The sequence below is a fragment of the Chloroflexota bacterium genome (assembly GCA_020161265.1).
GTDB lineage: Bacteria > Chloroflexota > Chloroflexia > Chloroflexales > Herpetosiphonaceae > Herpetosiphon.
The window spans coordinates 185,605-211,088 of sequence record JAIUOC010000010.1 but is presented as its reverse complement, the minus strand read 5'-3'; the positions used below and the strand labels follow the sequence as shown (position 1 = coordinate 211,088).

Here is a 25,484-nt window from a genome sequence, read left to right as displayed (position 1 = left end):
CAGAACTAATAGCGCGACGTATACTCTGCCAATCACAATAAAAACTGTTTTTTCAGTATTAACCGATTTAACTACATGCTTTGGCATTTGGAGGTTTCTGGCTCATGTATCGTTGGCTTTGTGCATTAACCCTTGTGGCAGTTCTCGCTGGCTGTGGCGCTGAAACTGCTCCTACCACTCAACCGACCCAAGCACCTGCTGCTGGCGAACTTGGGGCAATCAAAACCTATCTTTTGGGCAAAACTGGCGATTTGATCACCAGCACCACCGCTTTGGAAACCGCCAGTCAGCGCTATTATGATTTGGCGAAAGCTGCCAATTTCGATTATGCGACCCTTTGGAGTAGCAAACAAGCTGATGTTGGCACTGCATTAAACGATGCCAAGGCCGCTTGGTTGAAATCCAGCCCTACCTACGAGCAAATGGAAGGGATCGTTGCAGGCGTAAGCAGTTTGGCCGATTTCGATGTGACGCTTGACGCTGGTGCTTCGGCAGAAGAAGGCGGCGATAGCGTGGTCAATTATGATTTGACTTTGGCTGATGGTCGCACGATTGCCAAACCTGGTAATTTGTTTGGCGTAACCGAAAGCACGCTCTGGGGCACTTACGATGCCTTCCGTATCACCGATGTTGAGGCTGATATCAATGGCAACGGCACAGTTGAATTTGGCGAATCGTTGCCCGAAGCCAATGTGCTGTTGGCCGCAGCCCAAAAGCTCAAAGCCACTGCGACCGAGCTTGATACTGCTGCCAAAGCTTGGGAACCAACCGACACCGATGCATTTAGCGCCTTGGTTGTGATGGTGCCAACCATGAACGAATATTTCGATTCGTGGAAGAACTCGCGCTTTGTGGCTGGCGATAGCAGCACCCAACGCGATTTTGTGGCTATCTCACGTTTGGCCGATATTGGCGATATTTTGGGCAGTTTGCAAGTGGTGTACGATAGCCTCAGCCCCAAAGTTGCCGCGCTCGATGCCGACCAAGATCGCCAAATCAAAACCAATTTGCAAGCTTTGCGCGATTTTGTGGCCGATGTTTATAAAAAAGAACAAGCTGGCCAACGCTTTACCGCTGAAGAATCCGATTTGCTTGGTGCTGAAGCCCAAAACCGTGCTGATGCAATTACGGGCCAAGTCAGCCAAATTGCAGCTCGCTTGAATGTTAAAATCAGCGAATAAGTCGATTATTCTCAGCATAACATAGGTTCGCGAACGGATTAACAAATCCTCGTACAATAGATATGCTGGCTACACCACAGTTATATCTATGCTATCAATGAGCAAGAGGTTGCGACGGAGCAAGGTTGATGGAGCTGGGTGTGCGTCCCTCCATCAAGCAACTTAAGGAGCAAAGGGCGTGAACTGTTGGCATACAGGTCACGTCCTTTGTCGGTTTACTATGCTGTTGCCCGTCGTGAGCAGCAGCAAATCACATTTTTAGGAGCTTGTATGTGGTTGCGTCGTTTTTTGCTGGCGTTGGTCGTCGCCTTATTGCCATGGTCGGCCATGGCAGCCGAACCATCACCAGCCCAAGCCAGCGAATCGGTGCGTTCGCTGCTGGTGCAAGCCCAATTAATTCTTACCAATAATCCTGCCCAAGCCCAAAGTCTGCTTAACCAAGCCCAAGCCTTGTATGATCAGGCATTGGCTAAAGATTTAACCAATTTAGCTCCGCAACAGGCGACCGAAATCGCCACACGCTGGGTCGATTTAGCCCAAGCTTTGGAAAACCAAGATGTCGCCGGATTTGCCCAACAACGGGCTTTGCTCTGGACGCATTTGCTCAAGGCCAGTTATGCGATTGTTGGTCAAGCGATCGATAATGGCAAACCAGAGCAAGCACTGCAATGGCTGCCGGTGCGCGAATTTCGCAATGCTACTCGTTTTTCGCGACCTAACGGCGATGCTGCTCGGGCAATCGAGCAATGGAAACAAGCAGCCTATAGCGCCGCCGATGCCCGCACTGCCCTTGATGCCGATTTGTTGGATACCTATCAGGCCAAGCTTAACGAGAGTTTGCGCACCTTACGCAGCGCCGCCCAAAAAGGCAATTTAATTCAGCAGGCCGAGGCTGGGGCAGCGATTCAAGGCTATTTCGCTATTTTAGAGCCAGCTTATCGCAGCCAGCACCCTGATCAGGTCGATGCGGCTTTGGCGAATGCTGAAAGTTTGCGCCAAGCAGCCCTCAGCAACCAGCAGCTTGAAGCGGCAATCGGCAACTTTGAAGACTCGCTGAGCGGTTTTCGGGCGGCTCCCCTTAGCCCATCGGAGCAAGTGCGCCGTGCTGGCCAATTACGCCGTTTCTTAAGTTTAGTGCCAGTTGAATATGAACGAGGCGTGCGCAACGGCCAAGTTACGCTGGATCTCGAAATTCAAGAAGCAACGACCTTTCGCAATGGCGCAGCCGCTGCCTTTAGCGATCTCGAAAGTCTGTTGATTGCGATTGATCCTAATAAAACTCAACAAGTCGCCAGCGATCTGCGCGAATTGGAAACGATTTTGACTGCTGCCGCTCAACGCACCAGCGTGGCCGAACCAGATGCGGTTCAAGCCAAAGTTGATCACATTACTACAACCTTGGCGGAAATTATGCCCGCCGAGTGGCAAAAATCCAGCCTTGAAGGTGATTTCGATGTAATCGCTTCGATGCTTGATCAGATGGAAAATGCGGTGGCTGGCGACCAATATGATCTCGCCGAATCGGCGCGTTTAGAAGCCTACGCTGTATTGGAATCTGGCCCTGAAGCGCGTTTGATTGTGTTTGCCCCTGAATATAAAGCGCCAATTGAAAACCTGTTTTGGTATGGTAAAGATGAATTCACTGGCTTGGCCGAATTGATTCGCCAAAAAGCGTCGCTCAGCGATATTCGCGCTAGCCGCCAAGCCTTGGATAAACAATTGGATTTAGCTCAGGATGCGCTTGGTGGTTCTAGCACGCCCGAAGCAGTGGCAACCAGCGCCGCCGTGATTGTGTTTCGCGAAGGCTTAGAGGCGGTGTTGATCTTGGCTTCGTTGTTGGCAAGCCTCAAAGTTGGCGAACAACGTGGCTATCGCAAACCAATTTGGATCGGTGCAGCCCTCGCCATGCTCGCAACTGCCTTGACCTGGATACTGGCGCGTGGCTTGATCAACGAACTGATTCGGCGTGGCGATCAAGAAAAGATCGAAGCGATTGTTTCATTAATTGCCATCGCCGTGCTGTTGCTAATCACCAACTGGTTTTTTCACAAAGTCTACTGGACTGGCTGGATGGCCAACTTTCATGCCCAAAAGCGCCGAATTATTGGTGGCAAGGCTGGGCTTTGGCTCGGTTTGATCACCTTGGGCTTTACCAGTATCTACCGTGAAGGCGTTGAAACTGTACTCTTTTTACAAGCACTCGTGCTCGAAGCCAGCACCCAAGTGGTGTTAGCGGGCGTTGCTATGGGGCTTGGTGGCACCGCTTTGGTTGGCGTGCTGGTCTTTGGGCTGCAAGCTAAATTGCCCCATAAGAAGATGCTAATCGTGACTGGGGTGATGATTGGCGCAGTCTTGTTGATTATGGTTGGCAACACCATGCACATTATGCAATTGGTTGGCTGGATGCCACTGCACCCAATTCGCAGCCTTGAAATCCCATATTGGGCCAATATGTGGCTGGGCTTCTATGCGACCTGGGAAGGTATTGCGGCCCAAGTTGCGGCTGGAGCATTCGTTATTGGCTCCTATGTGATTGCTGAGCACTTGCAACATCGCAAAACTGAGGTTGCCGTCAAACGCCAAAGTGCGACCGCCAAATAAATAGAAAAATCCCCTCACCCCAACCCCTCGCCTGCCACAGCAAGCGAGGGGTTTTGGTTTAAAGCCGTGCGGATTTGAGCTGCAAAAATTGGCATTTAATCTGCAAAAATTAACCATTTTGGCTAATCTTCATCGCTACTTCATCGTTTATTAATCTTTTATTGACCTTTGGGACGTGAGCAAGGACGTTGTTTCGGACTATCTAGCTTTATAGTGAGCGCAGTCTAATCAACCACTACTTGAAAGGAGCAAACGGTCATGGCAAGCATCAATAAATTACTTGATAAGCCAGGTTTTGGCATCGCCATTTTGCGGATTGTCGTTGGTTTTATTTTCTTTATGCACGGTTTGGATAAATTCAATGGCGGGATTGAGGGAACTGCTGGCTTCTTGACTAGCCTTGGGATTCCTGCGCCAACCTTTATGGCAATTTTGTTGATTGCAACGGAATTGATTGGCGGGATTATGTTGATGCTGGGCTTGTTTACTCGTTATGTTGCAGTGGCTGAAGCAATCGCTATGGTTGTGGCTTTGGTTACCGTACACTTAGATGCTGGCTTCTCATCACGCGAAGGTGGCTACGAATATGTGTTGGCGTTGATCGCTGCTAGCGTGGCTTTGGTGCTGCTTGGCTCAGGCTCATTGGCGCTTGACAACTTGCTCAGCCCACGCTTGACTGGCCGCCAAATTACTGCCCGCGCCTAAAAACTACAGATAACGATTGAGCGGGCACGCAATTGTCGCGCTTGAATCCCCTAGCTCAATTAAACCTTGAAACTCCCAAATGTGGGTTGAAAGAACCTCGTGGTAGGTTGGAAGTAATGCTCCAACCAACACCACGAGGTTTTGGGTTTATGAATCCTGATCCTTGTGCCCTCGTCCCTACCCCAACAACTGCTCTAAATAGGGCGTTACACCCCAAAATTGCTTAAGTGCCTGATATTCGGCTAGGGCTTTGGAATCAGGTTTTTTGCTACGCATAGCCCGAATCATTAAATTCTTCCCAGTCTGTTCAGCATCAACAAACTCAATAATCTCGCTACGATAGCCATTGATCCGCAACAGTTGGGCACGCAGGCTGTCGGTCACTAAATCGGCGGTGCGCTGGCGAATGCTGCCATGGCGTAACATGGAGTTGAGCACCTCAGCTTGAATTTGATGCGTCAGATGTTTATGGCAACAAGGCACGCTCAAAATTGCTTGGGCTTGGCTGCGAATTGCCAAAGCCAAGGCATCGTCGGTGGCGGTATCGCAGGCATGCAACGAAAATACCACATCAGGCCGCTGCTCAGACTGCCAATCGGCTAAGGGCATGGCGATAAATTGCATATCGGTGTAGCCCAATTCTTCTGCTTGAGCGCGACATTTAGCAATTAAATACTCGTTTGAATCAACCCCAATCACTACCGCCGCTAAGCCGCGAATGTTGACCAAATAGTGATAGGCCGCAAAGGTCAAATAGGCCGAGCCACAGCCAGCATCAAGAATTCGCAACGGTTGCTCAGGGCTGGGCTTGAGATCAAGCTCATCGAACACCCGCAAAAATTCGTTGATTTGGGTGTATTTTTTGCTCATGCTGGCACGAATCACCCCATCGTTGGTCATAATGCCAGTTTTTTGCAAATAGGCATCAGGGCGATCGCTGGGCAAAGACAAGGCTTTAACGTGGTTATGGCGCAAATCTGGAGCCGCCGCTTGATTGCGTGCCCGACTAATAATCACTTTGCCCTTTTTGCTGCGTTGGATTTGGATCCGTTCGCTGGTGGTTTCCAGGGTAATATTGCTCAGCGGAATCGCAATAATCTCGCCGAGAGCGCTGCTGGCTTGCTCAATTGAGTAATTTTTGGTGATATTTTGGCGCTGATCAAAATAAGCTGCTTGCCAAGCGCGGCCTTGTTTCAATTGCACAGGCCGCACCACCACCCGTTGCCAACGTAGATCAGCAACACGGGCAGTGCCACTCATGGTCAGGCGCACAAAATCGTCAGTTAACACCAACGCGATCAACTGCTCATGATAATTTTCTGGTGTTAGTTGCATGGATTAACTCAATGTGGCGACGCTAAAACGTACTTAATTGGTATTGAGTAGCCTAGCGCCACCAAAAATTGGCCTGGATTTAGCTGGCTGCTTGGCGTTTTTTGCGCCAAATGTTATAGCCGATAAAGACCACCGCCAAACCGACCAAGGTTGCAGGAACGGCAATCACTGCTGCTTCGCCGATCTCCTTAAACACCGAATCGACTTGAACTTTGGTGGTAAAAACCATCTCGCCTTCAGGAGCGCCTAGCACTAAGCGCATTGTCCATTGATCGCTGATCGTAAAACGCAGTCGATCACTGGTATAGCGGCCTGCGTTGCGATCTTGATTTTCCGGCAGCATAGTAAATAATTCTTCGCGGCCAATGCTATCGGGCGCGGCATATAGCTGCACCAAATTAAGTGGCGAGGGTTGGCCCGAGATCGCATCGGTAATTACAACCCGCAAAAGTGCCTCGCCAACTGCTGGTGGATTTGGGGCAAGTGTGGCGACAACTCGATACGCTCCGCGAACCTCGTCGATTAACACTTGCTCGTTTGGATTATCCGCGAAAGCGCGGTTGGGCAGGAGCACCAGCAGCGCTAGTGCCACAAACAGAAATCGTAGAATGCGCATACTTCCCTATGGTACAATGCTTCAGCCTGCGCCATTGGCGGCGCATTGCCTGTAGTATATCGCGATTTTAACCAAACCTGTCGTGGGGATGTCATGTTTTTAATTGTTGGGCTGGGCAATCCAGGTGAGAAATATCTGAATAATCGGCATAATGTGGGCTTTCAATGCGTAGCCGAGTTTGCCCGTCGCCATAATTTAAGTTTCGATGGCAAGCGCTCCGATGCTCGGATTGCCGAGGGCTTGGTCAATGGTCAACGAGTGGCCTTGGCTCGCCCGCAAACCTTTATGAACGATAGTGGCAAATCGGTTGTCGGCCTCGTCAATTGGTACAAAATCGACCCAGCCAGTGAATTATTGGTGGTTTACGATGATTTAGATCTGCCTTTTGGCACGATCAAGTTGCGCAATCAAGGCAGTTCTGGTGGCCAGCGTGGCATGAATTCGATTATTCAATTGCTGGGAACCCAAAAATTTGCCCGTTTGCGCTTTGGCATTGGCCGCCCACCTGAAGGTTGGGAAGTGATTAATTTTGTGCTCGGCAATTGGAATGCTGCCGAACGCGACACCTTGCCAAAACTCTACGATCGGGCAGTTGAGGCCTGCGAATTGTGCTTGAGTGATGGCGTGACCAAAGCCATGAATGCCGTCAATGGCGAAGCCCCCAAGAAAATTAAAGACCAAGCAAAGGAGCCAGCCAATGAGCAACCACGTTGATTATGCCCAAGCTCGCAGCTATTGCTTGAGCCTTGACGACGCGATTGAAGATTATCCATTTGGAATTGAGCCATTGGTGTTTAAAATTGGCGATGAGCGCGGCAAAATGTTTGCCCTACTTGTGCGCAGTGAGCCAGCCCAAATTAGCCTGAAATGCGATCCTGATCGGGCTGAGATGTTGCGCGAACAATATCCAGCGATTACGGCTGGCTATCATTTAAATAAGCGCCATTGGAACACAATTGTGCTTGATGGCAGCGTGCCCGACGATGAATGTTTGGCGCTGATCGCCCATTCCTATGATTTAGTCCGGCCAAAACGGCGTAAAGCCAAAGCCTAAGATTTCGAGGTTGATTAATGCTGCCGTTGCAGATTGTACCAGTGCGTAATGCCCGCCAGCGGCGACAATTTATTCATTTTCCTTGGAAGGTCTATCGCGGCGCGAACCCCGATCCGTTATGGGTTCCGCCCTTGTTAATCGAACGCGAACGCTTTTTCAACCCCAAACATGGCGGTTTTTTTGCCCATGGCGATGTGCAATTGTTTTTGGCGCAGCGTGGCACGGAAATTGTTGGCACGATCTCGGCTCACATCAATTTTCTGCATAATCGCACCCACAACGAGCACATTGGCTTTTTTGGTTTTTTCGAGGTGCTCGATGACCGCGAAGCTGCCGCTGCATTGCTGCAAATTGCTTGCGCTTGGGTGCGTGATCGCGGCTATAAAGCGATTCGTGGCCCCATGAATTTTTCGATTAATGATGAATGTGGCTTGCTGATCGAAGGCTTTGAGCTAGCCCCCGTGATGATGATGACCTATAATCCAGCCCGTTATGTTGAATATATCGAGCACCAAGGTTTTGGCAAGGCAATCGATTTATACGCCTGGATCGTCGATCAGCGCAGTTATGCCGAAAAAGGGCGGGGGGCGAAAATCGAGCGGGTGGCAGCCTTGGCCCAAGCTCAAACTGGCTTAACCTTTCGCAAACTGAATATGCAGCGTTTTGCCGAAGAAGTTGAGGCGGGCTGGCACGTTTACAATCAGGCTTGGGCCAACAATTGGGGTGCAATTCATATGACCTTGGCTGAATTTCGCCATTTGGCCTATAGCTTCAAGCCGTTTCTCGACCCCGAAGTGATGATTGTGGCCGAAGATCAGAGGCGCATGGTCGGCTTACTGATCGCCGTGCCCGATATTAATATTCCGCTGCGCTACAGTGATGGACGTTTATTGCCGTTTGGCTGGCTTACCATGCTGCGGCGCAAGCGCGAGATCAACCAGATGCGGGTGTTGATTATGGGGGTTTTGCCCGAATATCGGCGGCGTGGGATCGATGCAGTCTTTTATCGTGAAGTGCGCAATGCTGGCCTCAAGCGTGGCTATCATACCGCCGAAATGTCGTGGATTCTTGAAAATAATGATGTGATGAACAATACAATTGCTGGTTTAGGTGGGCGGCGCTACAAAACCTATCGCATTTACGAAAAAAAGTTTAGTTAAATTGATCGGGAGCAACCCTGTTGGTTGCTCCCGTATTGCAAGGCAAAGGCTACGAGCATAGCCACTGCTCTTAACGCCTCAGATAGTCAAATTACTACCAAGTTGCTGGCGGATCGCTAGCCGGAAAACTGGTATCGACCGCTTTATCTTCATTCTCAAGCGATTCTTCTTTGTTAGTTTTGGCTTCAACCTTGAGCTTATCGCTATATTCAGGGTCGTTAGCATTGGGCTTTTCGCCAACAGCATTGGCCTTGACCGCCGTGCGCTCTGCTTCATCCTCAATGACCTTGCGAAAACGTTCAAGATCTTCGGCAATCGCCTTTTGGGGATCGTTGCCAAACAATTTGGCAACAGCCTCGCCGATCGCGCCTGCTGGTGGTTGATAATCAAGCTGCACGCGCACTTCGGTTTGCTCATCGCTCAAGGCATTAAATTCAACTCGACCTTGATTGGGCAATGTTGAGTTGGGCAACGAACGCCAAGCGATATATTCATTCAGTTTGGCATCAGCTATTTCCGCATCCCACGAAATGCTCAAGCCCAGCGGAGCCTTGGCTTCCCAGTGGCTCGTGCCATTTTGAAACATCTTGACACTATTGAGGTAATGCATAAATTTAGGCAAGTTTTCAAAATTGCCCCAAAAGCGAAACACCTCGGCGACTGGCTGATCAACCGTAATTGTCTGTTCAACGCTGATCGCCTTAGCATGGTCTACGCCAGCCTGATCGGCATTAGTATGGTTGGTAGGAATCGGAATCCGTGGCGTTGCTGGGGCAGCGGGCTTGCTCCACATGGCTTCAGTAGCTTGCTCAGCAGTATTGATATTGAGCGCACTATAGGCTGGGCAATGGCCAGTCAGGCCACGCCATAAGAGCGGCGCACCACCAGCAATCGCCGCCAAACTGACTGGCAAATGGCGACGCATAATCCCAAACGCAACCAAAGCGCTGCCGCTTGCTACCGAAAGCAAGCGCTCAGTTTGATGCACATTTTTCTCAGTAGCCATACAAAACTCCTTCACTAGCAGGCTATTGCAATCTACTGAGCACTATCGCAAGTTGCGTACCACAGATTTGATCCACGAAGGGCACGAAGCTGCACGAAGGATGTGAAGTAACGGAAACCACGAAGAACGCGAAGAGCGCGAAGTATTGGCTATTTGTAATGGTTGATAGCATGAACAACGGCCAGCATGCCCTCACCCTCAACCCATCTCCTGCCAAGCAAGCGAGGGGGTAACCACCAAGCAAAAGCCCCTGCCAGCCGCAGCGGGAGAGGGGTTGGGGTGAGAGAAAACGTCAATTCAATAAACAATTACACCGTAGGCAATAGCATTGGGCTTATTGTGATGGGATTATTATTCAAAGTTAAGCTATGATCAGATATGCGGGCATCGAATCGAGTATTTTACTGATTAAAGACAAGGATGGAAGGCTATTATGCCACGTGATATTCGCCAATTTACGGTCAATGGAAAGGCATTCGATGAAGCGATTCGGCGTGAGGAAAATGAGATTACGCGCCGATTTTTGATTGCGGTTCGCTTTTACCTGTTTCATCGTCTTTATCATGATCGCTATGCACCTCCCGCCCATCCCATTGATGTTGCGTTTTTCATGGATGTTATGCACGATTTCTTTGAGTGCCATGACGATATTCGTGACATTCTAGCAGGGAAGGAGATTAATTCATTTGAGGCTGATTAAACAAGTTCAAAAATTAAAATGTTCGAGTTGAGCATTCACAGCCTTTTGTTGTTGCCTATGCTAAAACCACGCGCTACTTTATTAAATTGAGGGAAATTGATGCCTAATGACAGCTTAAATATTCAGTTAACCCCGATCGCAGCGACCTGTTACCAGCTTTTTGGCTGGACTCCGACGCGCCAGGTTGATCCTTCGGCACATATCGCGGCAATTCGACAAGCGAACTATCCCTGTTTTCCGCTGGCTGAAGCCTTTTTGACCAGCTTTGGAGGTTTAACAACGCAGATCGCTGTTCCTCCAGCAGATGAAAACCCACTCTATTATCACCATAGAATTCCCTATATTTTTGATCGCAATCGGCTGTTTGAAGATTTTATTCCAGCTAATGCACAGCACTGTGATGATGATGCAGCTCCATATTGGCTTGAGCATCCATTCATTAAGCGGCAGCAACGGCAGATTTGCCCTATTGGTTCCTATGATAACGATGCAACAATCTTGTTATCTGCCGATGGATTGATACTACTTGGGAAATTTTATGGGGTTCCGGGGGAACATAGTCGGGAGCCAATGTTGCGGCTCGTTGGTCAAACGCTTAGTGGTGGGCTTAATAGGCTTATTGAACAAGCAATTTATTATTATTATCCCTAGGAGCGAAATCTATGTTTCCATCTGTTCTTCAAACGGTTATGGCCGATTCTAACTGGGAACCTACGCTTGATCGCGATCTTACCCCATGGCTCACTGCATTGTCAACGAACCACTATCCGCTGTTTCCAGCGGCAGAGGCCATATTAACAACCTATGGAGGATATACTTTCACGACTGCACCTTGGCATGATACGGCATTTGAATTGACAGATACACTCGCTGGTATATTTGAATGGACTGCATCAGAGATTGAGCTTACCATTGATCCCTCTTGTGCGAGAGCCTTAACAGAAGCAACGATTTGGCAAACGCATCCCTACATCCTTCACACGCGCCTACAGCTTGCCCCAATTGGCCAAGTCAGCTACCCAACCCAGAGTAAAGCATCGCTTTTTGTGTTGTCGAATGGTTCTATTATGCAGGGCCAATGGGTATTTAATCGGCTTAATTGGAAGCTTCCTAATGTTCCAGTATTAAGTATGCTAGGAGCAAGTCTTGAGCAGGCCATAGAAAACATTCTTTATGCTGGGTTATTAATTATGGATCATATGCCAAATCAATCGTCATATCAAACTAGTTAACTAGCAGGCTATTGTAATCTACCGAGCACTATCGCAAGTTGCGTACCACAGATTTGATCCACGAAGGCCACGAAGCTACACGAAGGAGGTGAAGTAACGGAAACCACGAAGAACGCGAAGAGCGCTAAGAATAAGGAATTAACTCCCAGTTTGAAGTTTATCAATCAACCACTGGTTATCATCAATTGTACTTTTAGGGGGTGCAGGGGGATTAAAGCCCCCTGCGTCTCCCGCCTTGAGGCGGGACGGAAGGGTGGTGATCAAATCTACCCTTGAAAAGCAACACCTCCCATATTTCCCTCCGACGAAGGGTCGAAAGGATGGCGAACTATCAACTTGGACTAATCAATCTGACTCAGTTGATTATCTTGCCATTTGATATGCCCGCGCAGCAGCAACGAGGCCGAGCGCAGTTTGTAGATCATATCGTTGATAAAGTTACGCATAATCCGATAGCCAATCGCGGTGTTAGTGTCACAGAGGGTCGAAAGTTCTGGCCCGTTGATCACTAACAAGGTAGTTGGATTCATGCTAGCAACCGCTGTAGCCGAACGACTGCCGCCGCCAAGCATGGCAATTTCGCCAAAGGCTTGGCCTTCGTAAGCGGTGTTGATCGTTGATAAACGATGTTGACCGTCGGAGCCACGGGTTTGGACTTGAATTTCCACCGCACCATCGTGAACCACATACAAATCGTCGCCGTCACTATCTTCGCGGAAGATAATTTGGCCTTTTTTGGCCTTGGCAACTTTGCACAATTGAGCAATTTGGCTTAGCTCAAGGTCGCTCAGCCCAGCAAAAATATCGACGCGACGTAATACTGCAATCACACTACTATTCATCGTTCCTCCGGCCTGGTTGGGGCGAGAATAAAAAGGCATCAAGATCGAGGGTGGTTTGGGTTGTGTTGGTTTCATGTTTTTCAGGAATAAAGCGCGGGATGGCGATGCAAAAGCGTGCGCCGCCGCTCGGAGCGCTATCAACCCAAATTCGCCCATTGTGCAGTGTAATAATTTCGCGACATAAATACAAGCCTAAACCCAAGCCTTCGGTGCTTGATCCGGTGCGACGAATCCCCGGTACTCTGTAGTAGCGTTCAAACAAACGTTCGCGTTGGCCTTGTGGAATGCCTGGCCCTTGATCATCAACTTGAACATAGCCAAATTGTTCATCGCTAAACACTTGGACCCAAATGTTGGTTTGTTGCGGGCTATAGCGAATTGCATTGGTCAGAAAATTGGTAGCAACTTGGCGCAATTTTAGCGAATCGCCATAGACGACGCTAGGGTTGAGTTGCTCAAAGTGTAGGGTATGATTGTTGGCAGTTTGGCGTGCATGCATCACAACCGAATCAAGCAAGATACCCAAATCAACCGCATCAAGCTGAATCGTATAGCGCTCAGCATCAATTCGTGAAACATCAAGCAAATTATCGACCAACTGCACCATAATGTTGACTTGTTGGCTCAGCGTGATAAAGCCGCGCAAATCACGGCCTTCGCTGGCTTGCTTCAACTCGCGGCGCAGCAACAAATCACTGTAGCCTTTGATTGCCGCCAGTGGTGAGCGCAGTTCGTGAGCAGCGACCGCCAAAAACTCATCCTTGGCCTCTTCCAAACGGCGTTGCTCAGTAATATCGCGAAACACGATGACTGCGCCATCAAACGATGTTTCAGTACTATCAATCAATACTGAACGACGCAACGGTGCACCGCTGAAGCTCAGCACCACATCTTGATCTTGGCTGCCTGGCACAATTAAACGATAATCGCGGAACACTTCGCCAGCCAAAGCGCGGGCAAATGGCAGCATATCAGCTTCGACAAACGTGCCATCAAGGTAGCGTGCGCCCGATTCGCTGCTGGTGGCTAAGGTTGGCAGAATTGAAATTTCCACCAAGCCCGCTGCGGTCTCGTTGGCCAAAATTAATTCGCCAACGCCATTACAAATTGCCACGCCATCAGCGATCGATTCGATCACCGTGCCCAGCCGTTGGCGTTCGCGTTGGCTTTCTTCGTATAAACGGGTATTGGCAATCGCGATGCCAATTTGCGAACCCATCGAAACCAGCGAAGGCCAATCGATATTATTCGAGAGCGTTTGGTAATTGCCATATAACACCAAAACCCCGACGATTGTACCACCAGCCAGCAAGGGCATGGCGGCGCGACCCATAATATCCTCGCCAAGATCGCTGGTGCTGATCACTGGGCGCAAGGTTGGCTGGCCATAATACACCACATCTTCCAAAACACTATTGGCTTGGCTCGAACCAAGGAGCAAAGCCTCGCGTTGCGGAAGTTGATGTTGCGCCGCTAAAGTCATGCTGCGGCCACCAGGCGAGGCCAAACAAATCGCCCCACCATTGGCGCTGACCACCTCAATCACCACCAACAGTGCCACATTTAACAGGTCGGGCAAGTCGGAAGATGTGCTGATCGCGGTGACGACAGCATCGAGGGCGGCCAAACGGCGGCGCTGGCTACGGGCATCGGCCTGTTGGCGCACCAACTGCAACAACGAGCCAAGCTGATCAAGGGTTGGTTGCAACCAAACTGCCGAGTTAGCATTGATGTTGGGCTTGCTACTGAAAAACTCAATCACGCCGCTGGGCCGCCCATTGCCGCCCAGCGTGAAACCGGTTACTTGAAACGAAATTGGCAGGAGTGCTCGCCAGCGATTGAACAAGGCCTCGCGGCGGCGACCCAATGCGCCAAACATACTGCGATATTCGTCGGCGTTGCGGGCGCTGATCGCATGACCTTCGCTGACCACGCGCCCAGCCAGCGCCTCGCCGCTGCGCACTTGCAAAGCACTTAAGGCCTCGCGATCATCGACACTAAAATCTTCGTGGTTGGCATTATTGAAGTGGCTTAGTAGGTAACGATGTGAAGTAGGACTATAAAACCACACTGCAATGGCCTCAACAGCTAAAACCTGGCGCAATTTGGCACTGGCAGCGGTTATCAATCGCGCTGGATCATCAACATTCATAATATCGTTCATGACCCGTGAGAGCGCTAGGAGCCGCGCCTGAATCCGTTTACTGCGCATTGTTTGGAGCTGTTGATGGCCGCGTTGCCGTGATCGTTCAGTCATCGCCGCTGTTCCTCATCCCACGCAATGTTCCACGCGACTGCTCGCCGTAAACCATCGGCTAAAGCAACTTGGGGCGTGTAACCCAAGAGTTGGCGTGCTCGCCCGATGTTGGCCACATAGTAGGTCACTTCACCAGCGAGTTTTGACGGTTGCACGTTAATCGTTGCTTCAATTTGCAGAGCCTCGGCGATCAATTCGGCCATACGAACCAAGGTATTGCCTTCACCATAGGCTAAATTAAAGGTCTGATTGGCAACTTGGCCACTGACAATCCGCTCGATTCCGCGCACAATGCCATCGACACAATCATCGACATAGGTGAAATCGAGGGTTTTTTCACGCCCAAAGACGGTCACAGGTTGGCCGTCGCGCATGCGGCGAATGAACAAGGGAATTACCCGCTCCATCCGTTCGATGTCATTATCGTAGCGCCCATAGACATTTGAGAAACGAAATACCAAATAGGGCAAGTTGTAACATCGGGCATAGGAATAGATAAATGCTTCGCCGCTGATTTTTGAGGCCGAATAGGGGCTTTCGGTATAGACAAAATCGGCTTGGGCTTCTTCGGTTAAGTAGCGATGAATATCACCATAGACTTCGCGTGATGAGCTAAAAATGATTGGAACTTGTTGATGGCGACAGTATTCCAATACGTTGTAGGTGGTCATCACATTTTCCAACGCTCGATGAGGGTAGGTTACTAGTTCGTGAACTTTGGCATTGGCCGCCAAATGTACCACAACATCAGGCTTGGGATAGGGCACGCCGCCGATGCCGCCTTGGAAATCGCGGTAGGGTGCACCAAGATCCTGAATCACATACTCAAAGGCTTTTGTCCACGTATTGACCCGTTGATCAACCCCAAACACTTCATGGCCATCTGCGAGAAGGCGTAGCGCCAAATTGGTGCCAATCTGCCCACTGGAACCTGTGATCAAAACCAACACGGGAGACTCCTTGATTAGTATGTCGTGGCTGCGATTATAGCATGCGGATTTGGCTATGTGGAATGGGCCAGCCCACTGCACGCCGCATATGGGCTGGCAGGAGCGTTTTAGGCTTGCTGGTCGAGATAGGCCGCAATTAATCCTTCAATTTCGCCAGTTTCGGCGTGGCGTTCGGTTTGCAGTTTGCTATAGAGCAGTTGCCCATTAACTTCAACTTCAAAACAACCACCCTTGGCCGGAATCAAGCTCAATTGCTGAATCGCTTGCCGATGAATTTCCAACAGTTGGGCTGCCAAACTGACAGCACGCGGGGTGTAGTTTCAATACATGCAAAAAGTAATGGTGATTTGCATCGATCAACTCCTTAATCAATAAATCGATACATTCATTATAGCCCGATCCGTAGCCCCAAGAACGGAACCACGAAGAAACGAAGATCATAAAGAACGGAACCACGAAGAACGCGAAGGGTTTTCATTCCTATATTTGTGCATTTACTCCTGATCGCTGGCCCCTGAATCCTAAATCCGCCCTGCACCTCTGCCTTACAGCGTAATCCACGAAGAACGAAACCACGAAGAGCGTCAAGGTTAGGTACATGGTTGCTTAACGATATTCCAGGTTGCCAACCAACCCAATATTCGTGCCCTTCGTGTCCTTCGTGGTTAAAAATGATCTTCATCCCTCATCCTTCATAATTCATCCTTCGGTTTTTCCCCCACATGGTTACCCTATCTCGGCAATTGTGGAATATTAATAACTCTGGTACTGTTTTTAATAACGCTTTTATTGTGGAGAGTCTGGCATATGTCCTCAGGATCAGGATCACAGCTGAACAATGCTGAACGAACCGAGACATTGCAAGAGCTTGGGCTACTTGATGTTTCTTTCGACCCAGCTTTTGATCGTTTGACCCGCTTAGCAAGTAAAGTTTTGCAAGCACCAGTGTCGTTACTTTCGCTCGTTGAACATCATCGCCAATATTTTAAAAGCCATATTGGGTTGGCTGAGCCATGGGCTGAGCGCCGCGAAACGCCGTTAACCCATTCATTTTGCCAACATGTGGTCAGTAATGGCCAAGAATTAATTGTGACCGATGCCCGCGAACATCCCTTAGTTCACGATAATTTGGCTATCCCCGATTTAGGCGTGATTAGCTACGCGGGCATGCCGATTCGCAGCGGTGGCCATGTGCTTGGCTCGTTCTGTGTAATCGATGGCAAGCCACGGGTTTGGACGGCTGATGAACTGGATATTTTGCATGAATTTGCTGAATTGTTGATGACCGAACTCAAATTGCGCCAAGAAATTCGCATCCATCAACAGGATATTCGCGAGCGGGAGCGCTTGCAAAACGAGTTGATCGGCTTGCAACAAGCGTTGCTCGATGAGCTTTCAACCCCGCTGATTCCTTTAAATGATCAGGTCTTGGTGGTTCCATTGATTGGGGCGCTCGATCAGCAGCGTGCACAACGGATGACCGAGGCGTTATTAACTGGTGTCGGCAAATATCGCGCCGATTTTGTGATTCTTGATATTACTGGTGTGCCCGTGCTCGATACCTATGTGGCATCGTTGCTGGTGCAAACCTCGCAAGCGATTCAATTGCTCGGTGCGCGAATGGTATTGACGGGTTTGCGCCCCGAAATTGCCCAAACGATCGTCAGCGTTGGCCTCGATTTGCGCAGCGTCGTGACTTACAGCACGCTGCAACAGGGCATCGAATATACCTTTCGACGTAAATAAGTTTGTTATTTTTACAATGGCGGAGCTTAACGCTCCGCCATTTCGCACTTAAGCAGTTTTACGTTTGAATTTGCGTTGTAATGCTGCGCCGAAAAATTGTAGTGCATCGAGTTTAAGCCACCACAATAAGCCCAAATAGATTAAGCTACTGCCCCCACCCGCCACGAGCAACAGCACGAGCGCATTGAATTTGCTTGGCGTTGTCGGCAACAATTGTAGAATGCCCCAACAACTAGCGGCCATTACCAAGGCAGCACTGGCAATTTTGGTGCTCGCTTGGAGCATGGCCTGACCATCAAACACCCGCAAGCGTCGATGCGCAACCACCGCCATCACCAAGGCATGCACGGTTAATTGCGCCACGTTGCCAGCAATCAAGCCATACATACCCCAATCGCGATAGCTCAAACCAGCCACCAAAAAATAGCTAGCAATTGCTGGCGCTTGCACCAAATTGGGCAATAAGGTGTGTTTACGGGCATAAAAGGCGAAAATTAACGGCTGATCGATTGCGGCGGCCAGCATGCTTGGCAAATAAGCCAATAATACCAATGCCGTGATCCGCGTGTTTTCGGCGGTAAATTTGCCACCTTCAAACAAAATGCGCACCACCGCTTCGCCGAGCAAGCCAAAAATCACCAACATTGGCACAATTAAGAGCAGCACTACTTTTAAACCAATGCCTAAAATGCGCCGAAAACCAGCCTCATCACCATCGCTGTTGAGCCGTGATAAGGTTGGTAAAATCGCAATCGAGATCGCTGCTGCCACCAAGCCCAGCGCAAATTGAATAAAGGTCGTGGCGCTACGCATATAGGCCGCCGATTGTTGATCGATGCTGCCTGCAAGCTGGCGATCGATCAGCGTGCCTACAAATGAAAAGCTGATGCCAAGCGCAACTGGCGCATATAGCAAGCCAATTCGTCGCACGCCTGGATGTCGCCAACGCAACATCGGGCGTAGACGCGCACCGCGTAAGGCTGGCAGTTGTAGCGTTACTTGAGCCAACGCCCCAGCAACCATAGCCCAACCTAATACCCGCGCATCTTGCGGCCAAAACCAAATTAGCACAATCAAGGCCAAATTAAATACTGTCGAGGTAAACGCTGGCAATGAAAAGCGGCGTTGGGCTTGTAATAAGCCTGTCAGCACGCCCGACAAGCACATAAAAACCACTGCAATCACCATCGAGTGCAGCATTGAAACGCCAAGACTGAGCATGGTTGAGCTGGCCACAATTTTGGCGGCCAATACCTGATTAATTGGTTCAGCAAAAATCCAGACCAAGCCGCCAAGCAGGCCAAGCACCAGCGCCAGCATAGTTAAAATGGTGTTGATAATCTGCCAAAGATCGCGATCATCGTGCTGATCGATGTAATCAGTCAGGACGGGAACCAGTGCCGCGCTGACCAGACCGCCAACCAAAAAATCGTAGAGTTGGGTTGGCACAGCACTGAGCAACGAGTAGAGGCTGGTTTCGGCTCCCACCCCAAAATTGTGGTTAATCACTTTATCGCGGATAAGGCCAAGAATGCGGCTGGCAAAATTGCCAACCATTAATAACAAAGCGGCTAGCGCGATACTGCGGCCAGCCGTCGTTTGGGCTTTCGTTTCAAGTTTGGTGTTCATGCAAAAAGTGTCGTTTCTGGCTGGTCGTTCAATCCGAACGAAGGATACACACGATGGAGATAGACCGTATTAAACCAATCGGCTTGGTCGAGGAATTGTTGCCAATCGTGGCGCTGGGTTGCGTGGGCTTCCAAGGCCGCCCGTTTGGTATCGGCATACTTGCTCACATCAATAATTGTGGTAGCGGGCAATGGGTCGGGATATTCATTGCTGCTGGCGGCGTTGACTGAGCGCGGGCTATTTGGGGCAACGCTTTGATAATACAAGCGCGGCTGCTCAATTGTTGGGTGTAAAGCCATATATTGGGCAAAGGCTTGAGTTGTGGCCATACTAATCGCAATATGGTCGGGGTGACCATAAATTCCATCAGGCCCAAAGGTCAGCACGATGGCTGGTTGCTCAGCGTTCAAAACTTCGACAATCTTATCGCGCAACTCGGTGGCGTTGGCCAACGCTAAACCACCATCGGGATAATCCCAGACGATGCTGCGATCAACTCCAATTGCTTGGCAAGCTTGATGCAGTTCTTCCAAGCGCACTGATCCTAAGTTCTCAGGATTGATCGCTAGTTCAGGGCTAATTTGGCCTAGTTCGCCATGAGTTGCGGTAATAATGACCGTGCGATAGCCAGCAGCATGGGCTTGGGCCAGCACCCCAACAGGGCCAAATGCTTCATCATCGGGGTGCGCCCAAACAGAGAGGATGGTTGGCATGGTTGCGGTTCCTCGGCTAAACAGGCTCGATCAAATGCAGATCAAACACGCGCAGGAAAATTCGAATAATCCGTTGTTGCACATCGCTGAAGGCGGGCACAACTGGCAATAATTCAGCCAACGAAGTTACGCCATAATCGTGAATCCCACATGGCACAATTACGGCAAAATCATCCAAATTGGTGGTTACATTCAAGGCAAAGCCATGTGACGTAACGCCACGGGTGTTCGAGCGCACCCCAATTGCGGCAATTTTGCGCTCGCCAACCCATACGCCAGTATAGCCAGGGAAGCGTCGCGCACTCAGCCCATATTCAGCCAGTAGTTCGATCATCACTTCTTCCAACATCCGCAAGTATTGATGCAAATCGCGGCCATGATCGCGAATTTGCAAAATTGGGTAGCCGACGAGCTGGCCTGGCCCATGGTAGGTAATATCGCCACCGCGATCAACTTCGATCAAGGCTGCGCCACGTTGTTGCAGGGTTTCGGGGCTGACTAAGAGATGCTCATAGCCGCCTGAGCGCCCAATCGTGTAGGTGGCGGGATGCTCCAACAACACCAAGGTATCGGGAATCGTTTCGGCGCTGCGTTGGCTGACTAATTCGCGTTGCAATTCCCACGCAGCGTTGTAATCGAGCATCCCCAAAATTTGGACATTTAATAAACGTTGGGTTTGTTGGCTTGTCATAGTGGCATCAGGCTAATCATCTCGCCGCCGAAGGGTGAGGCTTGGGTCAAGCGACTGCCATAACTGGCGGGTTGACTATCAGCCCAATCGACATAATCAGCGTTGTATTGACCATTAAAATAGACATGCACCACTTGGTTATGGGTCACACGGCTCATCGCATCCCAGACTTCGTTATCATCGTGCGAATGGGCTACTAACATGGCTCGCTCAGGCGTAAACTCATCTTCTTCAGGTGGAATGACTAAACCGAGCCATTGATTGGGATATTGGGCTTCGATGATTTCAATTGCTTCGGTGCGTCCACGACTTTCCATCGCAGTATATGGGCAACCACAATTGCAACTCACGCCACATTCGGCAGTGCCACATTTGCCAGTGGCTACCCGCCCGCCATGGTCGGCAGTGGTTAATTGAATTAAAACAGGCATAGGTTAAACTCACAATTTGAGAACAAACGCTCAGCCAGCATGATAGCACAATCGGGTTATTCTGGCCTAAATCGCTAGCAAATGCCGAATTTCTGCTATACTAGCACGCTAGCTAGATGCAAATTTAGCCAAGTTAATTTGATGCCTATTCATTCACACCAAGCAGTTAAGCGGAGGTGCGATCGATATGAATAATCCATTAGAAGTCTTATCGCCTGAACAATCCGATGACCTGATGACCAGCTTATTGGTGCGGTTTGAGCAGAATATGCAGCGCCATGCTGGCTTGCAGTGGACAGAGGTTCAGTCCAAACTCATAGTGCAGCCAGCCAAACTTTGGTCGCTCAACGAAATGGAACGGACTGGCGGCGAGCCAGATGTGGTTGGCTATAATCCGCAAACCAATCAATATCTATTTTTCGATTGTGCTGCTGAAAGTCCCAAAGGTCGGCGCAGCCTGTGCTACGATCGGGCGAGTTGGGAAGCTCGCAAAGAGCATAAACCAACCGGCAATGCCCTCGATATAGCAGCGGCAATGGGCATTGAATTGCTCAGCGAGGCCGATTACCGAGTTTTGCAAACGCTCGGCGCATTTGATACCAAAACATCAAGTTGGTTGCAAACCCCAGCCGAAATTCGCGCCCTTGGTGGGGCAATTTTTGGCGATTGCCGCTACAACCAGGTGTTTGTCTATCACAATGGAGCCGAATCGTACTATGCCGCACGCGGATTTCGCGGCTTGCTGCGAGTCTAGATGACCAAGAAACTCGTTTTTTAAGCTCGCGGTGATAGATCTGCGGCGACAATAGAAAGGTTAGTTAATCAATGGTTGGACGTGAACTGTATCGGTTGTTGCAATGCCCAACGTGTAATTCACGGGATTTGGCGGTTTATGCTGAGCATGTGTTGTGTGCTGGCTGCCGCAATGAATATCCCATTCACAAGGGCTATATTGATTTAATGCCGCGACAAACCGAATTTGATTATATTTCAAAATATGTTTCCGAAGAAGAAAGCATGGGCGAGGAGCTTGATTATCGAGAGATGGCTCCCCCATTGCTAGCAGCAGGCGTGCGCCATCGCCAAATTCGGCGCATGCTCGAACTTAAACCAACCGATATTGTGTTTGATAATGCCTGTGGCAATGGGCGCTTTGGCTTATGGAACGCCGATGCCGTTGGGCTGCTGGTTGGCAGCGATCCAGCGGTGCTTTTCGCCGACCAAGCCTTAGCCGAGATGGAATTAGCGCAAGCTGATTCGCGGCGTTTGCCATTTGTCGATGGCGCGTTCGATAAATCGCTCTCGGTCGATGTGCTCGAACACTTTCCCCGCGATGTTATCCACGATTATTTGGTCGAGACGGCGCGGGTCTTGAAAGTTGGCGGACGGGTGGCGATCTTCTCGAATACCCGCGAAATGTCGCCAATTCAGCCAATTATCAATATTTCCAAGCGCTTGGGCAAATTCTTTGTCAAGCAAGGGGTCTACGATTTCGAGCGCGAAGCACGACGTAAATCCGACCACATCAAAGATCTCAAAACTTGGGACGATGTTGAGGCGGCCTTGGTTGAAGCAGGCTTGAAGCCCGTCAAAGTCGTATTTTGGAATAGCGTGTTTACCTCGTTTGTTGAGCATGTGCTGATGAAACTCGGTGAATCGTTGATTGCCAAGCGCAAAACTGCCAAAGCTGCCAGTGCAACCGTATTGACCGACGAGGCCGTGAACGCTTCGGCTGGCGCTCAGCGCGAAATTGTGGCCCGCCGCGCGATGCGTCGCCACCTTACCCCAACTTCGCCGATTTACTGGGCGCTCTATACCATCACCTTGCTGATGGAATTAGATTTATGGTTATTTGGCTGGATGCGAACTGGCCCCTATTTTGTGCTGGCCGAGAAGGTCGAAGGCCGTTATGTGCCAGCGCCCTTGCCCGCCGAGGAGTAAAATTCAGCCCTGCTGCTCAGCCGAGTAGCAGGGCTTTTGGTTAACTTCGTGAATCGTTGCTAGCCACCCCAAACCTCGTTTTCGTGGCGCACGATCATGCTAATTGGCAGGATGGTGTATTCGCGAATTTCTGGGTGATTTAAATCATTCACCACCCCTCCGCCCCGCCTCAAGGCGGGGAACGCAGGGTGTTTTCATCCCCCTGCACCCCCTAAAGTACAATTGGTGGCTAGCAGGATGATAACGAAACATTAAAATCTATGATCTCGATTGAGAATGGCTAATGGCAATTGGATTATTAATTAGCCGCCCCAAACCTCGTTTTCGTGGCGCACGATCATGCTAATTGGCAGGATGGTATTTTCGCTGCTGGGAGTTTTGCCTTCGATCATGTCGATCAGCACATTGGCGGCGGTTGCGCCAAGATCGTACATTGGTTGGTGCAATGAGGTCATGCTGGGGTTGAGGCTGGCGGCAGTTGGCACATCATCAAAACAGACCACGGTTATATCATCAGGCACGCGCAGCCCTTGGGTATGCAAGGTTTGTAATACGCCTGTGGCCATCACGGCGCTGCTGACAAACAGGGCGCTTGGCCGTGGTTGCAAGGCTAGTAATTGCTCAATTGCCGCTTGGCCGCCTTGTTCAGTCTCATTTCCAGTGGCAATCAATGCTGGGTGAATTGGCAAACCTGCCTCGCGATAGGCCTGTTGATAGCCCTCAATCTGATCGTGGGTGGCCAGTGCATGCAACGAGCCAACGATCATGCCAACCGATTGATGGCCAAGTTTCAGCAGATGATGCACTGCTTGGTAGCTACCCGCAAAATGGTCAATATCAACGCTGACAATATGATGCAGCAAAGGATGTTTGCCGACCAGCACCATCGGCACGCGGTCGGCGATCAGTTGTGGTAACAATGGATCATTGATTGTATTGGGAATCACGATTCGGCCATCGACGCTACGACCATTCAGCAATTTGGTTGCTGGATCATCGGCCCGATTGGCGCTATCCAGCGAGACCATCAAGACATAGCCCTTGGCGTTACAAGCCTCGGTCATGCCCTGAAGCAGGTGCGAAAAGGTCGGGTTACGAAAGATGGTGGCAGTCGTGCGCGAAATAAAGACCGCAATTACTTTGGGGCGTTGGCCTGCCAAGGTTCGCGCCGCTGCATGGGGGGTGTAATGATGCTCCTGCATTACGGCGAGCACCCGTTCGCGCACTTCGGTCCGTACATGCGGCTGATTATTCAGCACCCGCGAAACCGTTGCAATCGAGACATGCGCCAATTCTGCAATTTGTTCAATCGTCAATGATGCCATAACGCGACCTACTAATTCCCTTCTGAACCAAGCGGCTGATGGGTTTGTTGGCGCAGTTTGTTCAGCAACCAAAAAGCTGCGCCACAGAGCAATAATTCTGAAATAGCTTCGGCGGCCCAAATGCCATTCAGGCCAAATAGCTGTGAGCCAAGCAATAAAATGGGCAGTTTAATGCCAATAATGCTGCCAACTAGCAGCAACAGGGCTTGTTTGGCCCAGCCCGCCGCTTGCAAGGCCGCGGCGCTGACCAACGAAATTCCGGTTAATGGATAGGCCAGTGCTAACAAACGTAAGGCAGTTTGGCCTTCGGCAATCAAGGCTTGGTCATTTGAGAGCAGCGAAATCAAGCCACCAGGAATGATCAAACACAGGCTGCTAATTAGTAGGCCATAACCAACCGCCGCCCGCAGCGAAAGCTTAATTGTTTGCCATACGCGCTGAAGATTGCGCTGCCCAAGATTATAGCCGACAATTGGCTGCATACCTTGAATAATTCCAGTTTGCGGTGTCATCAAGCCGCTGTACAAGCTGCCAACAATCGCAAAAACGCTCAAGGCACTGGTGCCACCAAGCGTGCGCAACAGATTATTGGTCACAATCGCCATAATGCTAGCGCTGAGATTTTTAATCAGCGAGGGCGAGCCAATCAGCAGGATTTCGCGCATAATCGCCCAATCAGGCTTAAAGTAACTCAGGCGTAGGTGATATGAGCGTTGTTTGCGAAAAAAGAAGAAATAGATGCTCATGCCTGCTGAAGCAGCTTGCCCAAGCACCGTTGCAATTGCTGCCCCCGTCACACCTAACGGGAAAACGATCACCAACAACCAGCAAAACCCAATCGTCAGGCTAACCGGAATGATCCAGATCGCGGTTGAAAAGCCGGTATTGCCGTCGGCACGGATAATTGCCGAGTAGCCTGTGCTGGTAATTGCGCCCAAAAAGATGATGCGGCCATAGTCGATGGCGTAAGGTGCAATGCTTTCGGTCGCGCCCAACAAATAGACAATTGGCTCAATTGCCAACGTGCCAATCACGCTGATAATGAGTGCTGCCGCCCAAAAAATAATGAAAGTATTGGCAACAACTCGCGCTGCGCGATCGGGCTGATGCGCTCCCAAGGCGCGTGAAACGACTGAAGCTCCACCAGCGCCAACCGTGGTTGAAACTGCTCCCAAGGCCAAGAGCACTGGCGCGATGATTGCAGCACCCGCCGCTGCTAAACCATTAATCCCAATCGAAAGTACGTAGGTATTGGTAATGCTATAAATCGTATAGACCAATAGCGAGATGGTGGTTTGCGACGACATTGCCAAGAGCAGCTTGCCGATGGGAGCGGTTCCTAGTTTTTCAATGCTTGCGGTTGCCATAC

25 protein-coding genes are annotated in these 25,484 nt (G+C 50.1%); 12 read left to right on the top strand and 13 right to left on the bottom strand.

Going from position 1 to position 25,484, the window contains the following annotated elements:
* Positions 1 to 104 precede the first annotated feature (104 nt).
* The 3 genes from LCH85_21955 to LCH85_21945 all read left to right on the top strand — a co-directional run bounded on the left by LCH85_21955 (position 105) and on the right by LCH85_21945 (position 4,487).
* The gene (locus LCH85_21955) at positions 105 to 1,181 is read left to right on the top strand and encodes an EfeM/EfeO family lipoprotein (protein ID MCA0354668.1); all 1,077 of its coding nucleotides are present in this window, start codon (positions 105 to 107) and stop codon (positions 1,179 to 1,181) included.
* A gap of 270 nt (positions 1,182 to 1,451) precedes the next feature.
* On the top strand, positions 1,452 to 3,782 hold the full coding sequence (locus LCH85_21950) for an FTR1 family protein (GenBank protein ID MCA0354667.1): 2,331 nt from the start codon (positions 1,452 to 1,454) through the stop codon (positions 3,780 to 3,782).
* Positions 3,783 to 4,040: 258 nt separating this feature from the next.
* The gene (locus LCH85_21945) at positions 4,041 to 4,487 is read left to right on the top strand and encodes a DoxX family protein (GenBank protein ID MCA0354666.1); all 447 of its coding nucleotides are present in this window, start codon (positions 4,041 to 4,043) and stop codon (positions 4,485 to 4,487) included.
* Positions 4,488 to 4,664: 177 nt separating this feature from the next.
* Here the strand turns inward: LCH85_21945 and LCH85_21940 are convergent, their stop codons facing one another.
* Complete coding sequence (locus LCH85_21940; protein MCA0354665.1) at positions 4,665 to 5,822, bottom strand: methyltransferase; 1,158 nt, start codon at positions 5,820 to 5,822, stop codon at positions 4,665 to 4,667.
* A 79-nt stretch (positions 5,823 to 5,901) separates the two neighbouring features.
* Entirely contained in the window at positions 5,902 to 6,438 is a 537-nt protein-coding gene (locus LCH85_21935; GenBank protein MCA0354664.1) for a hypothetical protein, read from the bottom strand.
* Positions 6,439 to 6,531: 93 nt separating this feature from the next.
* Between LCH85_21935 and pth the strand changes: the two genes are divergently transcribed.
* From pth to LCH85_21920, 3 genes are read left to right on the top strand one after another with little or no spacing between them, the layout of a single operon-like run.
* Positions 6,532 to 7,152 carry an aminoacyl-tRNA hydrolase gene (gene pth / locus LCH85_21930; protein ID MCA0354663.1) on the top strand — a complete coding sequence of 207 codons (621 nt, stop codon included), beginning with the start codon at positions 6,532 to 6,534 and terminating at the stop codon, positions 7,150 to 7,152.
* Positions 7,136 to 7,492 (top strand): MmcQ/YjbR family DNA-binding protein, encoded by a 357-nt coding sequence (locus LCH85_21925; GenBank protein MCA0354662.1) that lies wholly within the window; start codon positions 7,136 to 7,138, stop codon positions 7,490 to 7,492. The genes pth and LCH85_21925 overlap by 17 nt, the downstream gene beginning before the upstream one ends.
* Before the next feature lie 17 nt (positions 7,493 to 7,509).
* The gene (locus LCH85_21920) at positions 7,510 to 8,652 is read left to right on the top strand and encodes a GNAT family N-acetyltransferase (protein MCA0354661.1); all 1,143 of its coding nucleotides are present in this window, start codon (positions 7,510 to 7,512) and stop codon (positions 8,650 to 8,652) included.
* 94 nt (positions 8,653 to 8,746) lie between these two features.
* Here LCH85_21920 and LCH85_21915 read toward each other — a convergent pair whose 3' ends face one another.
* Positions 8,747 to 9,658 (bottom strand): DUF2892 domain-containing protein, encoded by a 912-nt coding sequence (locus LCH85_21915; protein ID MCA0354660.1) that lies wholly within the window; start codon positions 9,656 to 9,658, stop codon positions 8,747 to 8,749.
* A gap of 433 nt (positions 9,659 to 10,091) precedes the next feature.
* Here LCH85_21915 and LCH85_21910 point away from each other — a divergent pair, with 433 nt between their 5' ends.
* The 3 genes from LCH85_21910 to LCH85_21900 all read left to right on the top strand — a co-directional run bounded on the left by LCH85_21910 (position 10,092) and on the right by LCH85_21900 (position 11,590).
* Positions 10,092 to 10,358 (top strand): hypothetical protein, encoded by a 267-nt coding sequence (locus tag LCH85_21910; GenBank protein ID MCA0354659.1) that lies wholly within the window; start codon positions 10,092 to 10,094, stop codon positions 10,356 to 10,358.
* 99 nt (positions 10,359 to 10,457) lie between these two features.
* Positions 10,458 to 11,009 carry an SUKH-3 domain-containing protein gene (locus LCH85_21905; GenBank protein ID MCA0354658.1) on the top strand — a complete coding sequence of 184 codons (552 nt, stop codon included), beginning with the start codon at positions 10,458 to 10,460 and terminating at the stop codon, positions 11,007 to 11,009.
* An 11-nt stretch (positions 11,010 to 11,020) separates the two neighbouring features.
* The gene (locus tag LCH85_21900; GenBank protein ID MCA0354657.1) at positions 11,021 to 11,590 is read left to right on the top strand and encodes an SUKH-3 domain-containing protein; all 570 of its coding nucleotides are present in this window, start codon (positions 11,021 to 11,023) and stop codon (positions 11,588 to 11,590) included.
* A 341-nt stretch (positions 11,591 to 11,931) separates the two neighbouring features.
* Here LCH85_21900 and LCH85_21895 read toward each other — a convergent pair whose 3' ends face one another.
* The 4 genes from LCH85_21895 to LCH85_21880 form a co-directional block, all read right to left on the bottom strand.
* Complete coding sequence (locus tag LCH85_21895) at positions 11,932 to 12,432, bottom strand: cyclic nucleotide-binding domain-containing protein (GenBank protein MCA0354656.1); 501 nt, start codon at positions 12,430 to 12,432, stop codon at positions 11,932 to 11,934.
* The gene (locus tag LCH85_21890) at positions 12,425 to 14,689 is read right to left on the bottom strand and encodes a histidine kinase (GenBank protein ID MCA0354655.1); all 2,265 of its coding nucleotides are present in this window, start codon (positions 14,687 to 14,689) and stop codon (positions 12,425 to 12,427) included. The genes LCH85_21895 and LCH85_21890 overlap by 8 nt, the downstream gene beginning before the upstream one ends.
* Positions 14,686 to 15,639, bottom strand: a complete 954-nt coding sequence (locus LCH85_21885; protein ID MCA0354654.1) for an NAD-dependent epimerase/dehydratase family protein — start codon at positions 15,637 to 15,639, stop codon at positions 14,686 to 14,688. The genes LCH85_21890 and LCH85_21885 overlap by 4 nt, the downstream gene beginning before the upstream one ends.
* Positions 15,640 to 15,746: 107 nt before the next feature.
* Positions 15,747 to 15,935 carry an Rdx family protein gene (locus tag LCH85_21880; GenBank protein ID MCA0354653.1) on the bottom strand — a complete coding sequence of 63 codons (189 nt, stop codon included), beginning with the start codon at positions 15,933 to 15,935 and terminating at the stop codon, positions 15,747 to 15,749.
* Positions 15,936 to 16,446: 511 nt separating this feature from the next.
* Between LCH85_21880 and LCH85_21875 the strand changes: the two genes are divergently transcribed.
* Entirely contained in the window at positions 16,447 to 17,385 is a 939-nt protein-coding gene (locus tag LCH85_21875; GenBank protein ID MCA0354652.1) for a GAF domain-containing protein, read from the top strand.
* A 48-nt stretch (positions 17,386 to 17,433) separates the two neighbouring features.
* On the opposite strand, the gene murJ is transcribed toward LCH85_21875, so the two are convergent.
* Genes murJ through LCH85_21855 form a run of 4 tightly spaced genes read right to left on the bottom strand, consistent with a single transcriptional unit; the run spans position 17,434 to position 20,849 of the window.
* Entirely contained in the window at positions 17,434 to 19,014 is a 1,581-nt protein-coding gene (gene murJ / locus LCH85_21870; GenBank protein MCA0354651.1) for a murein biosynthesis integral membrane protein MurJ, read from the bottom strand.
* On the bottom strand, positions 19,011 to 19,727 hold the full coding sequence (locus LCH85_21865; protein ID MCA0354650.1) for a PIG-L family deacetylase: 717 nt from the start codon (positions 19,725 to 19,727) through the stop codon (positions 19,011 to 19,013). The genes murJ and LCH85_21865 overlap by 4 nt, the downstream gene beginning before the upstream one ends.
* 16 nt (positions 19,728 to 19,743) lie before the next feature.
* Positions 19,744 to 20,418, bottom strand: a complete 675-nt coding sequence (lipB, locus tag LCH85_21860) for a lipoyl(octanoyl) transferase LipB (protein ID MCA0354649.1) — start codon at positions 20,416 to 20,418, stop codon at positions 19,744 to 19,746.
* Positions 20,415 to 20,849 (bottom strand): hypothetical protein, encoded by a 435-nt coding sequence (locus LCH85_21855; protein ID MCA0354648.1) that lies wholly within the window; start codon positions 20,847 to 20,849, stop codon positions 20,415 to 20,417. The genes lipB and LCH85_21855 overlap by 4 nt, the downstream gene beginning before the upstream one ends.
* Positions 20,850 to 21,036: 187 nt before the next feature.
* Between LCH85_21855 and LCH85_21850 the strand changes: the two genes are divergently transcribed.
* Positions 21,037 to 21,603 carry a DUF4256 domain-containing protein gene (locus tag LCH85_21850; GenBank protein MCA0354647.1) on the top strand — a complete coding sequence of 189 codons (567 nt, stop codon included), beginning with the start codon at positions 21,037 to 21,039 and terminating at the stop codon, positions 21,601 to 21,603.
* A 71-nt stretch (positions 21,604 to 21,674) separates the two neighbouring features.
* Positions 21,675 to 22,790: a methyltransferase domain-containing protein gene (locus LCH85_21845; protein ID MCA0354646.1), complete on the top strand. Its 1,116-nt coding sequence runs from the start codon at positions 21,675 to 21,677 to the stop codon at positions 22,788 to 22,790.
* A gap of 302 nt (positions 22,791 to 23,092) precedes the next feature.
* Here the strand turns inward: LCH85_21845 and LCH85_21840 are convergent, their stop codons facing one another.
* Positions 23,093 to 24,115 carry a LacI family transcriptional regulator gene (locus LCH85_21840; protein ID MCA0354645.1) on the bottom strand — a complete coding sequence of 341 codons (1,023 nt, stop codon included), beginning with the start codon at positions 24,113 to 24,115 and terminating at the stop codon, positions 23,093 to 23,095.
* 11 nt (positions 24,116 to 24,126) lie between these two features.
* Positions 24,127 to 25,482 carry an MATE family efflux transporter gene (locus tag LCH85_21835; GenBank protein ID MCA0354644.1) on the bottom strand — a complete coding sequence of 452 codons (1,356 nt, stop codon included), beginning with the start codon at positions 25,480 to 25,482 and terminating at the stop codon, positions 24,127 to 24,129.
* Between the last annotated feature and the right edge of the window lie 2 nt (positions 25,483 to 25,484).

Bases quoted from the DNA above. Each gene is read 5' to 3' on its own strand.
- LCH85_21875 (MCA0354652.1), top strand. From the start codon at position 16,447: ATGTCCTCAGGATCAGGATCACAGCTGAACAATGCTGAACGAACCGAG.
- lipB (MCA0354649.1), bottom strand. From the start codon at position 20,418: ATGACAAGCCAACAAACCCAACGTTTATTAAATGTCCAAATTTTGGGG.
- LCH85_21935 (MCA0354664.1), bottom strand. From the start codon at position 6,438: ATGCGCATTCTACGATTTCTGTTTGTGGCACTAGCGCTGCTGGTGCTC.
- LCH85_21905 (MCA0354658.1), top strand. From the start codon at position 10,458: ATGCCTAATGACAGCTTAAATATTCAGTTAACCCCGATCGCAGCGACC.
- LCH85_21925 (MCA0354662.1), top strand. From the start codon at position 7,136: ATGAGCAACCACGTTGATTATGCCCAAGCTCGCAGCTATTGCTTGAGC.
- LCH85_21850 (MCA0354647.1), top strand. From the start codon at position 21,037: ATGAATAATCCATTAGAAGTCTTATCGCCTGAACAATCCGATGACCTG.
- LCH85_21890 (MCA0354655.1), bottom strand. From the start codon at position 14,689: ATGACTGAACGATCACGGCAACGCGGCCATCAACAGCTCCAAACAATG.
- LCH85_21835 (MCA0354644.1), bottom strand. From the start codon at position 25,482: ATGGCAACCGCAAGCATTGAAAAACTAGGAACCGCTCCCATCGGCAAG.
- LCH85_21915 (MCA0354660.1), bottom strand. From the start codon at position 9,658: ATGGCTACTGAGAAAAATGTGCATCAAACTGAGCGCTTGCTTTCGGTA.
- LCH85_21900 (MCA0354657.1), top strand. From the start codon at position 11,021: ATGTTTCCATCTGTTCTTCAAACGGTTATGGCCGATTCTAACTGGGAA.
- LCH85_21940 (MCA0354665.1), bottom strand. From the start codon at position 5,822: ATGCAACTAACACCAGAAAATTATCATGAGCAGTTGATCGCGTTGGTG.
- LCH85_21865 (MCA0354650.1), bottom strand. From the start codon at position 19,727: ATGCCAACCATCCTCTCTGTTTGGGCGCACCCCGATGATGAAGCATTT.
- LCH85_21950 (MCA0354667.1), top strand. From the start codon at position 1,452: ATGTGGTTGCGTCGTTTTTTGCTGGCGTTGGTCGTCGCCTTATTGCCA.
- murJ (MCA0354651.1), bottom strand. From the start codon at position 19,014: ATGAACACCAAACTTGAAACGAAAGCCCAAACGACGGCTGGCCGCAGT.
- LCH85_21955 (MCA0354668.1), top strand. From the start codon at position 105: ATGTATCGTTGGCTTTGTGCATTAACCCTTGTGGCAGTTCTCGCTGGC.
- pth (MCA0354663.1), top strand. From the start codon at position 6,532: ATGTTTTTAATTGTTGGGCTGGGCAATCCAGGTGAGAAATATCTGAAT.
- LCH85_21920 (MCA0354661.1), top strand. From the start codon at position 7,510: ATGCTGCCGTTGCAGATTGTACCAGTGCGTAATGCCCGCCAGCGGCGA.
- LCH85_21855 (MCA0354648.1), bottom strand. From the start codon at position 20,849: ATGCCTGTTTTAATTCAATTAACCACTGCCGACCATGGCGGGCGGGTA.
- LCH85_21910 (MCA0354659.1), top strand. From the start codon at position 10,092: ATGCCACGTGATATTCGCCAATTTACGGTCAATGGAAAGGCATTCGAT.
- LCH85_21945 (MCA0354666.1), top strand. From the start codon at position 4,041: ATGGCAAGCATCAATAAATTACTTGATAAGCCAGGTTTTGGCATCGCC.
- LCH85_21840 (MCA0354645.1), bottom strand. From the start codon at position 24,115: ATGGCATCATTGACGATTGAACAAATTGCAGAATTGGCGCATGTCTCG.
- LCH85_21895 (MCA0354656.1), bottom strand. From the start codon at position 12,432: ATGAATAGTAGTGTGATTGCAGTATTACGTCGCGTCGATATTTTTGCT.
- LCH85_21845 (MCA0354646.1), top strand. From the start codon at position 21,675: ATGGTTGGACGTGAACTGTATCGGTTGTTGCAATGCCCAACGTGTAAT.